Consider the following 12411-nt stretch of genomic DNA (forward strand, 5'->3'; position numbering starts at 1 on the left):
GAACTCTCGCGCCGCTATTGACTATATAAAGGTATCACTTCCTGCAATCTCGGGCTTGTTCAACACTTGGGATAAGGACGCGGCTGCGCGCGGCCTATCCTTATTCGTTATGTATCACTTGGAAATAAGTGTGAAGTGGTATTGTAGATATCAAGTTAGCTTTAGCATTTGTAGTTCCAATGACCTGCGGTGGTGCTGGACAGGATGTCCGAATGTCGTGATCACATGGTTAATGATGTTCCCGACATCATAATGAAATTTCCCATATCCCTATGGGTCAGATGTGAATGAACGACCTTATGTGCAGATACTGCCGTAACCCGCTGCAGTTATCAAAAAATGGGACAGGCATATCTGAGGTATATTTTTTCGCAACTTCACGCATCAGTGGTTCCAATGACCTGCGGTCGGCGTATGTGCAAATACTGCAGAGGCTCGCTGCAGCTCTTTATAAAAGAAAGGGTCCATGTAAGCTCAACGAAAACATCTGACCCCATGGACGGAGGGAATGCCAAATTATGTCGGGAACATAATTGGCCTTGTTTTCGAAGGCCTCAGCCGTATCTACACTGGGTTAGAAAAGCACAATCGTCCGGCATTTGAGTTTTCAATTTAAAAACACAAAAGCTACAGTGGCACAAAACTAACAGAAAACACTCATTCCCCATCGAAGTTGCCGAAGTGCGTAGATAAAAATGCCGTAGAACCATCATGGATGATGGTTCAGGCTCGGGGGTACACGGATGTACCATCTGAGTCGTTAGGCGATTTTTATTGGAGCATGAGGCCGGTACTTAATGCATGTAACTTCGTCGGGGCGGCAGGGGCGATCCAAGAGGGGATTGCTGTTGATCCCCTTTTGGCCGAGTGTGAGCTGGAAGCTCACGACCTTTATCAAACGAAGTTTGATATCTTAAAGCTTAAAGAGTGAGAATGGGCGAAGCGCCACGACTTATCTCGGCCGTAAGGCCGTTGTATTGAAGCGTCGGACTGAATATCCAAAACTAGCGATCACTACAATGTGACAAGCCAGATTAAACTGGCGACCTAACCATTACCATACTTATCAATCAAGGCATTCACATCGTGGATAAGCGCACTATTTTTAATCTGTGGCAGCTTGCCTGGGGTATCTGACTTTGGCTTGATAATCGCCACTTTCTCCCCTCGGGGTGAAATGAGCGCAAACGAAGCACTGTGGTCGACTTGGTAGTTATCCCCATCACCCACCATGGCGTAAACAAAGCCTAAACTGCGGGTGATGGGGTAAAGCTGTTTATGTTCGCCGGTAATGGCTCTAAATTCAGGATTAAAGAAGTTGGCATAATTGAGTAGGGTATCAGTTGAATCCCTAGCTGGATCCACAGACAGAAAAATGACCTGCAGATCGGCATTCTCAGTTAACGACGGATAAGCCGCCGTTAGCTTACCCATAGTGGTGGGGCACACATCAGGGCAGGAGGTGTAGCCGATGAAAAACAGGCTCCAATGACCAGTTAAATCGTCATTACTAAAACGATTACCATGCTGATCGGTGAGCATAAAAGGCGCGATGGCTTGCGGCGTTGGAAACTCAAAGCTCGTTTGCAATGCCAGCGTCTTAGGTTGACTGAGCTGTATTGCGGCCCAGGCCCCAGCTGAAGCTACAATTACCGCCGCTATAATCCATGATAATTTCATCGTGCTCTCTTCCCCCAAGATTTAATTGCCATAGCAAGTGCTAAACCCAAAGATAGTGGTCGACCAATAATGCAATAAATAGCAGCATGAGGTGATAGATAGAAAACCTAAACACGTTCATTGCCAGCCCAGGTGTCTCATGGAACTTGAGCTGCCACGCTTTGTAGATAAAGCCTGCGCTTAATAGCGTTGAGCTAACCAAATACACTGGACCACACATGCCGACAAGTACCGGTAATAGACAGGCGATGGCTAAAAGGATGGTATAGAGGAATATACAGGTCTTAGTGAACTCAACGCCATGAGTCACTGGCAGCATTGGAATATCCACTTTGGCATACTCTTCTTTTCGATGAATGGCCAACGCCCAAAAGTGCGGTGGCGTCCATGCAAAAATAATGATCACTAGCAGTAAAGCGTTACCGTGAAATTCACCGGTGACCGAAGTCCAGCCCAATAAAGGTGGCATCGCACCTGCAAGGCCGCCGACCACAATATTTTGCGGCGTTGCTCGCTTCAAATAAGCGGTGTAAACCACGGCGTAACCGATCAAGCTAGCGAAAGTTAACCAAGCTGTTAATGGGTTGACCAAGGCATATAAAATCACAAAGCCCAATATGCCAATACCAAAGGAGAAGACAAGCGCTTTGGTGATAGAGACCTTGCCTTTTGGCAAGGGGCGGTTATAAGTTCTGGCCATTAAACCATCGATACGTCGATCGATAAGATGATTAAAGGCCGCCGCTGCACCTGCCATCATGCCGATACCTGCCATACCCGCGATCAAAGGTTGTAGTGGCACGGTACCTGGCACAGCGAGGCACATTCCTACTAGTACTGTCAGCAGCATCAGCGCCACTACTTTTGGTTTGGTCATTTCATAGTAAGAACGCCACTGAAAGAGGGGGGCGGTTCGGTTTCTGGCTATTGTTATCTGTTTTTCCATATTTGAAACCTCGTTATATTCGCTCACTGAACATAAATGAAAACGTTTTTGTTTTTATTGTAATCTGTCTATTAGAAGCCTTTGCTGCTAGGCCTTACGCCACAAGGCATAATTGATAAACACTAGGGTCAGTAATAGCAGGGCCGCTCCCGCGTTATGGGAGACTGCAATGCCCAAAGGCAGATGTAGAACCACATTGCTGATCCCAAGAATGACTTGCAATACCACGAGTGCAGCGAGCAGCCAAGCGGCATTACGCAGTGTTGAAGACCGCGCCTTGGTGACTAATTTGAAAGCTAAAAACAGCAGCATGAGGCTAGTGATTATGGCGCCGAAGCGGTGCGCGACATGAATCGTCATTCGAGCTGAATAATCTAGTACGCCAAACTCATAGCTTGGATGGTCGCCTTGAAATGGTGAAAATGCGGCAGCGAAGTTTAAGTTGTCGACCCAGTTACCTTCACAAATGGGCAGTGAAGTACACGCAAGTGCTGCATAGTTCGATGAGGTCCAACCGCCCAAAATGATCTGTAACAACAATACGCCAATACAGATCAAAGCCAAGGCTGATAGCTGTCTTGCGGGGGCGTCGCCACCGGGGATCCGTAATGGCTTACTTCGAAGGTAGAGTAGTAGCAGTAATGAGAACAGGGCGAATCCACCGATCAGGTGCGACATCACTACGATGGGCATGAGTTTCATGGTGACAGTCCACATACCGAGCGCAGCTTGAAACACGATGAGTGCGGCGATAAACATCGGCAATTTTTTAGGCGCGTCTGTTTTTCGTAAGCTCATAATTAAGATCACCAGTACCATTACGCCCAGTGTGCCGGCAATGTAGCGATGGATCATTTCAAGCCAGGCTTTTTCCGCTTCAACCGTATGTTCCGGAAAGGCGTCTTTGACAGCCGTTAACTCATGGCTTGCCGTAGGGACCTTGACCATGCCGTAGCATCCTGGCCAATCAGGGCAGCCCAAGCCAGCGTCAGATAAGCGTGTATAAGCGCCCATCATAATGACGCACAGCGTAAATATTAGAGTAAGCTTAAGCAGTGGTTTAATTTCCATGGGCAGCCCCCAAACGCAAGCTGTTACTGGTGGAAACGAGAGTGTATAAGCGCTTATGCATAATGACGCACAGCGTAAATATCAGAGTTACCTTAAGCAGTGGTTTAATTTCCATGGGCAGCCCCCAAACGCAAGCAGTTGCTGGTGGAAACTAGAGTGTATAAGCGCTTATGCATAATGACGCACAGCGTAAATATCAGGGTAACTTTAAGCAGCGATTTAATTTCCATTAGCCGATCCTTGAAAGTTTAAGCATCTTTCTTAAGTCGGCAATAATGGCCTTACCCTGCATGATTTGTGCTTGATGATCGGTAGTGATGGGGTAACTCATCACCATACTGCCGAGAGGGTCGACCACAACAAACTCTTGATTATTGAGCAACTGGCTCAGTGACAATGTTGGGGTTGCAGTGACGAAATCAAATGCATCCAGCGCGGCTAGATCGCTATGCTCATTGAGCATAATAATCGTATGCACCCTGTCTTGATTTCGCCCCAGTGCTATATGGCTTTGTTGCAGAATATACAGCCTATCTTGGCAGGTCGTATCGCAAATAGCGGGGAGCTGATACAGCAATTGCCAATCTTGCGGCTGTGGGTTGAGCATGTCTAAACTTTGGTAGTTAATGCCAACGTTCAGCAGTTCGCCTTTGTTGGTTGCACCCCCGTTATATAGCTCAAAACTGAGGATCACTTTGGCTGCAATGACGGGGATTGCAAATGCCAGTAACAGGAGTAATAGCGTTTTCTTGCCGTTCTTTTTCTGGGAGTTCATTCCATCTCCTCGATGTTATTCTATGTATCACTGTTGCAACGCTTTACCCGTTTAAGGAAAGCGATAAGTCATTACCAATACAGCTTTGTGCTATAAGCAAAACGACGGCGATAGCGAACAATTTAATATCAATACTTCCCGGAACGGCTAGGAAGTCTATTTTCTAACCTACCTTGTCTATTCTTGCTTAGCAATAGAGATGTAAGCTTTAAGTTAAGTTATTTATGTTGTTGTTTTAATTTGCGAAAAAGTAAATAGAGCATGATTATTCCAAATACACCTGCCATGCTAAACCATTGCACTGCATAGCCATGATGCTTCTGTGCCGATAATGGGATCGGTTGCCATGGATGAGTGCGTGTATCGTTGGGAAGATTGTTTGGTTGCAATACGGTGCGAACCAGCGGCTTAGCTATCAATAAAGCCAACTGTTCAATATTTAGGTTTTGAATACGCTTAGGCCAGCCGGGCTCAGGCATCAGATCAGAGCTCATTGGGTTCATCTCTTTTTGGTAGACTCGACCCGTAAGCAGCAGTGGCTCAGTGATTGCGGGCACAGTGGGCAGCACTGCGCGATCGTTCCCCCCTGCTGCAAAGCCTAACTCGACTAATAGCCACGGCTTAGTGGGGGCAATTTCAAAGGCTTGATAAGCTAAGTAACCGACTCTGCCATCGACAGTTTGATTATCGAGTAGAAAAACCTGTTTGAGAATAGGGCTGGCTTGAGTACTCAATTTATAGCCGGTTAGGTTTTCATTACTGCTTTGCGCAAGGAGCTGCTCAAAGGTCAGTACGGTGGCGCTTTGACGCGCGCTAAGCGCAGCTTGCCACTGTTGTTTTTGCTCAGCGCGTTCGAGCTGCCAAAAACCGAGCTTGACCAAAATAGAAAACACTATCACAGTAGAAAGTACAATAAACAACCAAGCACCCATCGCCTCTATTTTAGGAGATTTAATGAATACACTCTTCATTTTCAAATTGGTTTTAGTACTGCTACTAGTGTTCATATTAGTTAACTTAGCTCGCGCCTTGTGGGTGATGGTTAAAGGAGAAAAGAGTGCTCCTATGAGCAAATTTCTGGGCCGTCGAGTGATCTTCTCTGTGCTGGTGGTGGTGTTGCTTCTGTTAGCATTAGGGACTGGGATTATCACGCCTAACCCCAGACCCTACTAATGTGCTCGCTACCAGTGTTTACAGCACGTAAACGAAGGTAAAGAGACATAACCAAACAACATCAACAAAGTGCCAGTACCAGCTACCTGCTTGAAAAGCAAAATGATGTTCTGGCGTAAAGTGACCTTTAAGCACCCTAAAGAACAACACAATTAGAAACACCGTTCCTAAGGTCACGTGCATACCATGAAAGCCGGTAAGCAAGAAAAAGGTGTTGCCATAGACGCCAGAATCAAGCGTCAATCCCATCTCTTGGTAAGCGTGAATATATTCCTCAGCTTGCAGGACTAAAAAGCTAATACCTAACAAGATGGTGAACCCTAACCAGACCGTTAGCGCTTTGCGTTTATTGTTCTCTAAGCCGACGTGGGCAAAGTGCAGCGTCACCGATGACGTGAGTAGAATGATGGTGTTGTATAGCGGTAAGCCAGTCCAGCCCATAGCTTCAGTTGTGCTACCACCGGGAGTCGTCACTAGCGGCCATATAGCTTCAAATGTCGGCCACAGCACTTCGTGGGTCATGGCGTTGTTCGATGCGCCGCCGAGCCAAGGTATAGCAATCATTCTGGCGTAAAACAGTGCGCCGAAGAAGGCACCGAAAAACATCACTTCGGAGAAGATAAACCAGCTCATGCCTTGTCTAAATGAGCGATCCATCTGTTTGGAATAAAGGCCCGCCATCGATTCGCCAATCACGGTTCTAAACCATCCGAACAGCATAAAAATAATGACAGCGATACCCGTCAGCAGAATATATCCGCCACCCCCGCCTTCAGTGTTTAGCTTTGATACAAAGGTTCCTGCACCGAAAGCGATGAGAAACAAGCCAATGGCACCAATAATAGGCCAGGCACTTTGTGCGGGTACGTAATAGGGTTCGTGTTTAGTGGTCATTTGCTATCTCCCTTCTCTGCTCCGGTGTGACCAGGTGTGGAGAGAAATAAAGTCGAAATAGCACCAATAATAGGCCAGGCACTTTGTGCGGGGACGTAATAGGGTTCGTGTTTAGTGGTCATTTGCTATCTCCCTTCTCTGCCCTGGTGTGACGAGGTGTGGAGAGGAATAAAGTCGACATTAATTTTGTATTTGCCCTACTACTATTTACGGCCAAATAATGAGGTTGTTGCTCAATGGTTGTCATCTTGCAGCTCCTTGCTCTACAACATAACCTTTGTCGGTAATGTTGTAGAGGGTATAAGAGAGGGTCAAGGTTGAAATGGAGTCCGGTAAGTCAGGGTCCACGTAAAATATCAATGGTAGATCGGCGCTGGCAGCCGCTGCTAGCACTTGTTGATTAAAGCAGAAGCATTCTGTCTTATTAAAATAGGCAGCAGCTTGTCCAGGAGAAACCGACGGTATTGCTTGGCCTACGACTTGTTTCGCAGACAAATTCTTAGCAACAAAGTGGGTTCGTATCAACTCTCCCGGATGAACTTGCATGGTGTTCACCTCTGGTTTGAACTCCCAAGGCAGATCGCTTTGCACTTGGGAGACAAATTCGACGGTAACGGTTCTATTCTTATCTACCGTAACGGGCTTATAGACACTGGCAGTACTTTGGGTTTTGCCATTAATACCGAGAGTGTCGCACAGCACGTCATAAAGAGGCACTAAGGCAAAGCCAAAACCAAACATTCCCACTGCACCTAGCAGCAGCATGCCAATGAGTTTGCGGTTAGACTTGCTCTGTGCCTGATCCATCTTTACTTCACCTCAGGTGGCGTTGTAAACGAGTGATAAGGTGCTGGGCTCGGAAGAGTCCATTCCAAACCTTCCGCGCCTTCCCATGGTTTAGCGGGCGCTTTCTCACCGCCACGAATACATTTGATGACCACAGCCAAGAAGATAAATTGTGATAAACCAAAGGCAAAGCCGCCAATCGACACAATCTGATTTACATCCGCAAACTGAATTGCATAATCAGGAATACGACGCGGCATCCCGGCTAATCCGAGGAAATGCATTGGGAAAAACAATACATTCACCGATATAACCGAGCACCAGAAGTGCCATCTCCCTAAGGTTTCGCTATACATATTGCCAGTCCATTTCGGCAGCCAATAGTAAGCCGCTGCCATAATGGAAAATATCGCCCCGGTCACCAGTACATAGTGGAAGTGTGCCACCACGAAATAGGTGTCGTGATACTGGAAGTCTGCAGGCGTAATCGCTAGCATCAGCCCCGAGAAACCACCGATGGTAAACAGGATGATAAATGCCACTGCAAACAACATTGGGGTTTCGAAACTAATTGAACCGCGCCACATGGTGGCAACCCAGTTAAAGACTTTTACCCCCGTGGGCACCGCAATCAGCATGGTGCAATACATGAAGAAGAGTTCGGCAAACACCGGCATCCCCGTAGTAAACATGTGATGCGCCCATACTAAAAACGACAATACCGCGATACTGGCTGTCGCATAAACCATCGATGCGTAACCAAACAAGGGTTTTCGACTAAAAGCAGGCACGATAGCCGAGATGATGCCGAAGGATGGCAAGATCATAATGTACACTTCAGGGTGACCGAAGAACCAGAAAATATGCTGGAACATCACCGGGTCACCGCCACCTGCGGCGTCAAAGAAGGCGGTGCCAAAGTACTTATCGGTTAATACCATGGTCACCGTGCCTGCCAGCACCGGCATCACCGCAATTAACAAAAATGCGGTGATTAACCAAGTCCAAACAAACAATGGAAGTTTCATCCATGTCATACCAGGCGCGCGCATATTGACGATAGTGACGATGACGTTGATCGCCCCCATTATCGAACTCATCCCCATGATGTGGATTGCAAAAACAAAAAGCGCAGTACTGTCAGGGCTGTAAGTCGTCGACAGTGGCGCATAGAATGTCCAACCAAAGTTAGGACCACCGCCTTCCATAAACAGCGAGCTAAGCAAGATAGTGAACGCGAAAGGTAAGATCCAAAAACTCCAGTTATTCATTCTTGGCAGTGCCATATCTGGCGCGCCAATCATCATCGGAATAAGCCAGTTAGCCAAGCCGGTAAAGGCTGGCATAACTGCACCAAACACCATCACCAGACCATGTACCGTAGTCATCTGGTTAAAAAAGTTTGGTTCGATTAACTGTAGGCCTGGCTGAAATAGCTCAGCACGAATGACCATGGCCATGGCGCCACCCGTAAGGAACATAATAAAACTGAACCATAGGTAGAGCGTGCCGATATCTTTATGATTGGTGGTTAAAATCCAGCGCATGATGCCTTTCGGCGCCCCATGATGATGGTCATCATGATGATCGTCGTGAGCGGCTGGCGAATCTTGTGTAATTGTGCTCATTTTAATCCCTTACTTTCCGTGACCGACAACGTCAGTAGCCTGAACCGCTTCACCGGAGTTATTACCCCAAGCATTGCGCTCATAAGTCACCACTGCAGCAAGCTGTTGTGGTGTCAGTAACGCGCTAAATGACTGCATTGCAGTAGCCGATTTACCATTGATGACAACATCAAGATGACCGCTTACAGGTCCTGTAACCACAGGGGTGCCGACTAATGAAGGGAAAGCGCCAGGTAAACCTGTTCCTGCTGCTTGGTGACAAGCAACACAACTGGTCATGTAGACCTTCTCACCCATGGCCATTAGCTCATCCATGGTTAAGTCATCCAAGGCGACCGCTTTAACGTCTTCAACCGCATCAGTCGTCGCTTCACTTACAGCAGCTTCAACTTGCTCGATTTTAGGTAAGGTAGCAGGTAGAGTCACCGGTACAGCGGCGCCAGTATCACTGCTTGCAGCAGAAACTGACGCTGCTGAGCTGACATCGGCAGCTTGAACCGTATCGCCAGAGTCATTGCCCCAAGCATTACGTTCAAAAGTAATCACCGCCGCGATTTCAGTGGCAGTCAACTGCTTAGCAAATGCTTGCATCGCAGTGCCCGTCAACCCATTTGATACGATATCGATATGAGCAGCGATGGGACCTTTGATAATTGGACTAGCAATAAGAGAAGGGAATACGCCCGGAAGACCCGCACCATTAGGTTGATGACAAGCGGCACATCGAGCCAGATAGATCTGCTCGCCTTGTGCCATCAACTCCTCCATGGTCAAGGTTTGCGAAAGTGCAGCTTGTGCTGCTGCTTCAGCATTATTCGCCTGCTCCTTTTGAGCAATCAGCCATTTATCAAAGTCTTCTTCTGCAAGCGCTTCGACAACAATGGGCATAAAGCCATGATCCTTACCGCAAAGTTCAGCACATTGGCCGCGGTAAACACCGGGCTTATCGATCCGCGTCCAAGCTTCATTGATAAAACCAGGGTTAGCATCTTTTTTAACCGCAAAAGCCGGTACCCACCATGAATGGATAACGTCATCTGAGGTCATCAAAAAGCGTACTTTGCGATTAATCGGCAATACGAGAGGTTTGTCTACTTCAAGCAAATAGTGTTCACCTTTAGCTTCTGTGCCCTCAATTTGCGCTCTAGGTGTCGACATTAAACTATAAAATTCAACGTCTTTATCGAAATAGCTGTAATGCCACTTCCACTGCGAACCTGTTATTTTTATGGTGAGGTCAGCATTACTGGGGTCTTCCATAGCAATCAAGGTTTTGGTTGCGGGAATAGCCATGATGATAAGAATGATAAAAGGCACTACAGTCCACAAAATCTCGACTTTAGTACTTTCATGAAAGTTGGCGGCTACAGCGCCTTTTGATTTGCGGTGGTTGATCATGGCATAAATCATTGCGCCAAAAACAACAATGCCAATAGCACAGCAGATGTAAAGGATAATCATGTGGAGGTTATAAACCTTACCACTGATCTCCGTCACGCCCTCTGTCATATTAAACGGCATTTCTGATGCAAAAAGTGCAGGCGAAAATATTAGCGCCAACACACAGTACAACAATTGCTTCACTAGACTTCTCCTCTGTCGACAAGACAAAGAAGAGCCACACAGTAAGTCTCTGCTCTATGTAAACTCTTCGTTCCCAAAAAAGCAACGATGACTTCAAAGTGCGCGAGTGGTTTGTCTATCGCGTCGTTATTTTAGTTTTCGACTATCGATAAGACTTTATTTAATTCCAGTAGTTAATACTGGTTAGTGTAACCACGGTGGCACCTACGGCTGAAATATATCAGGCCGATTTCAGTCTTCATATACTCTTAAAGGATCTACAGTCATACATAAAGACCGACGACTAAATCGCTCGGATATAACAAATATCGTTGTTATCAGTACCTACCCTACTTGGTGTTGAAATATTGATCAAGATCACTTTTTGATTCATTTACTTGATTATAACAATAAAAAAGCTCCCGAGTAGGGAGCTTTAGTTAAAGACTAGAACTGTAATATATACCCATCCCACTTGAAGATGCAGGGTTCAGTGGGAATTTAATGGGCTTTAATCAAGGCATTGATTGCCACTAATGGTCGCTCCCTTGGTAAAATCAATAACACAGAGTAAAGCCCATTAAAACCCATCGCAGAAGGCGTTGTGCAAGCTCACTTCGTTGTTGCACTAACTTAAAAGGGAATAACCATTTCTATGTTAACGCGCCTAGAATTGAACTCGCACAACGCCTCTGAAGCGAGCATCTTCAGGTAAGATGGGTATAAATAATTGCTTAATGCATTGCAGCGAACAAAGAGCCTTGATTAACTTGCTCGCCCTGCGCGTTTATTGTGCTGTCAGGTAAGTGAGTATTCGCATTTTCAATGATGATACCTACCGCTTGAGCACTCTTGGCGACTAGCTGCAGTCGTCTACTGTCTCGTGCATCTAGCTCGTTAGTCCAGGTTATTACTGCACTTGATGTACCGCTGGTGAGCGCTTTTTCCATCGCCCACATCGTCTCTACTTCATCTTTGGCATGTACCAGTAGGATCCTATCCATCCGTACGCCAGCTGAAGCTAGCATCTGTTTGTAACCGATATTAGGTGGGCTAATTAATACAATCCAGCGACCCTGCAGGCTCAGTTGAGCCAGTTGAGCACAGATCTGTTTTAATTCATTGCGTCCCTGAGTATGAGATAGCATCGTTTCGATATCTGTCTTTTTAGACATAGTCGAATTGGGTATATCTTGCCAAAGGCCAGGGTGACGCGGGCTTACACCTAATAATTTGTTCATTGCCAGTCTCCATTACGGATCACGCCAACGGCTAAACCTTCAATACTTAAGCTTTGGTTTGCCAGATCCACTTCTATTGGTGAGTAATCTTCATTCTCGGCATGTAGAAAGACTTTGTTGCCCCTCTTTTCAAACCGCTTAACCGTGACGTCATCATCAACACGGGCGACAACAATTTGGCCATTGCGTGCCTGTTGGCTCTTATGGACTGCCAATAGGTCACCTTCCAATATGCCGATGTCTTTCATACTGTCACCGCGTACTCGTAGCAGAAAGTCGGCTGCTGGACGGAACATCGCAGGATCAATTTTATAGTGTTGCTCTACATGTTCTTGAGCCAGAATGGGTTCACCTGCAGCTACTTGGCCAATAAGCGGTAAACCAAGATCAGCCTCTTCGGTATTTTCTTGAGTTAACCTAATGCCTCGAGAAGTTCCCGGTATGATCTCAATACAGCCTTTCTTCGCTAAAGCTTTTAAATGCTCTTCGGCTGCATTGGCCGATTTAAAGCCTAAACGTTTTGCGATTTCAGCACGGGTTGGTGGCATACCTGTGTCTGAAATGTTGCGTTTAATAAGCTCTAAAATTTCAGCTTGGCGTGGTGTAAGTGGTCTCATAATTAAGCCTGTCTTTCCATACAGTAACTGTCAGTAT

The 12411-nt window shown here is 46.5% G+C and carries 13 protein-coding genes; 1 reads left to right on the plus strand and 12 read right to left on the minus strand.

Annotated features, from left to right (window positions below; genetic code table 11):
• Positions 1–1047 precede the first annotated feature (1047 nt).
• The 5 genes from L2755_RS18520 to L2755_RS18540 all read right to left on the minus strand — a co-directional run bounded on the left by L2755_RS18520 (position 1048) and on the right by L2755_RS18540 (position 5479).
• Positions 1048–1680: an SCO family protein gene (locus tag L2755_RS18520; RefSeq protein ID WP_248982162.1), complete on the minus strand. Its 633-nt coding sequence runs from the start codon at positions 1678–1680 to the stop codon at positions 1048–1050.
• 40 nt (positions 1681–1720) lie between these two features.
• Positions 1721–2626: a heme o synthase gene (cyoE, locus tag L2755_RS18525; RefSeq protein WP_248982163.1), complete on the minus strand. Its 906-nt coding sequence runs from the start codon at positions 2624–2626 to the stop codon at positions 1721–1723.
• Between the two features lie 87 nt (positions 2627–2713).
• A complete protein-coding gene (locus L2755_RS18530; protein ID WP_248982164.1) occupies positions 2714–3697 on the minus strand; it encodes a COX15/CtaA family protein in 984 nt (327 codons plus the stop codon).
• Between the two features lie 229 nt (positions 3698–3926).
• Entirely contained in the window at positions 3927–4472 is a 546-nt protein-coding gene (locus L2755_RS18535) for a hypothetical protein (RefSeq protein WP_248982165.1), read from the minus strand.
• A 218-nt stretch (positions 4473–4690) separates the two neighbouring features.
• The gene (locus L2755_RS18540; RefSeq protein WP_248982166.1) at positions 4691–5479 is read right to left on the minus strand and encodes an SURF1 family protein; all 789 of its coding nucleotides are present in this window, start codon (positions 5477–5479) and stop codon (positions 4691–4693) included.
• Here L2755_RS18540 and L2755_RS18545 point away from each other — a divergent pair.
• Positions 5427–5645: a DUF2909 family protein gene (locus L2755_RS18545; RefSeq protein WP_248982167.1), complete on the plus strand. Its 219-nt coding sequence runs from the start codon at positions 5427–5429 to the stop codon at positions 5643–5645. The two genes, L2755_RS18540 and L2755_RS18545, sit on opposite strands and share 53 nt — an antisense overlap.
• An 18-nt stretch (positions 5646–5663) precedes the next feature.
• Here L2755_RS18545 and L2755_RS18550 read toward each other — a convergent pair whose 3' ends face one another.
• The 7 genes from L2755_RS18550 to lexA all read right to left on the minus strand — a co-directional run bounded on the left by L2755_RS18550 (position 5664) and on the right by lexA (position 12374).
• Complete coding sequence (locus L2755_RS18550; protein WP_248982168.1) at positions 5664–6539, minus strand: cytochrome c oxidase subunit 3; 876 nt, start codon at positions 6537–6539, stop codon at positions 5664–5666.
• Positions 6536–6661 carry a hypothetical protein gene (locus L2755_RS22250; RefSeq protein ID WP_283102878.1) on the minus strand — a complete coding sequence of 42 codons (126 nt, stop codon included), beginning with the start codon at positions 6659–6661 and terminating at the stop codon, positions 6536–6538. The genes L2755_RS18550 and L2755_RS22250 overlap by 4 nt, the downstream gene beginning before the upstream one ends.
• 121 nt (positions 6662–6782) lie before the next feature.
• Positions 6783–7346, minus strand: a complete 564-nt coding sequence (locus tag L2755_RS18555; RefSeq protein WP_248982169.1) for a cytochrome c oxidase assembly protein — start codon at positions 7344–7346, stop codon at positions 6783–6785.
• A gap of 2 nt (positions 7347–7348) precedes the next feature.
• The gene (gene ctaD, locus L2755_RS18560) at positions 7349–8953 is read right to left on the minus strand and encodes a cytochrome c oxidase subunit I (protein WP_248982170.1); all 1605 of its coding nucleotides are present in this window, start codon (positions 8951–8953) and stop codon (positions 7349–7351) included.
• A gap of 9 nt (positions 8954–8962) precedes the next feature.
• Positions 8963–10537 (minus strand): cytochrome c oxidase subunit II, encoded by a 1575-nt coding sequence (coxB, locus tag L2755_RS18565; protein ID WP_248982171.1) that lies wholly within the window; start codon positions 10535–10537, stop codon positions 8963–8965.
• A gap of 713 nt (positions 10538–11250) precedes the next feature.
• Positions 11251–11757: a cell division inhibitor SulA gene (locus L2755_RS18570; RefSeq protein ID WP_248982172.1), complete on the minus strand. Its 507-nt coding sequence runs from the start codon at positions 11755–11757 to the stop codon at positions 11251–11253.
• Positions 11754–12374, minus strand: coding sequence for a transcriptional repressor LexA (gene lexA / locus L2755_RS18575; RefSeq protein ID WP_248982173.1), 621 nt, complete (start codon positions 12372–12374; stop codon positions 11754–11756). The genes L2755_RS18570 and lexA overlap by 4 nt, the downstream gene beginning before the upstream one ends.
• Between the last annotated feature and the right edge of the window lie 37 nt (positions 12375–12411).

This window comes from Shewanella abyssi (assembly GCF_023284025.1).
In the GTDB taxonomy this organism is placed as follows: Bacteria; Pseudomonadota; Gammaproteobacteria; order Enterobacterales; family Shewanellaceae; genus Shewanella; species Shewanella abyssi.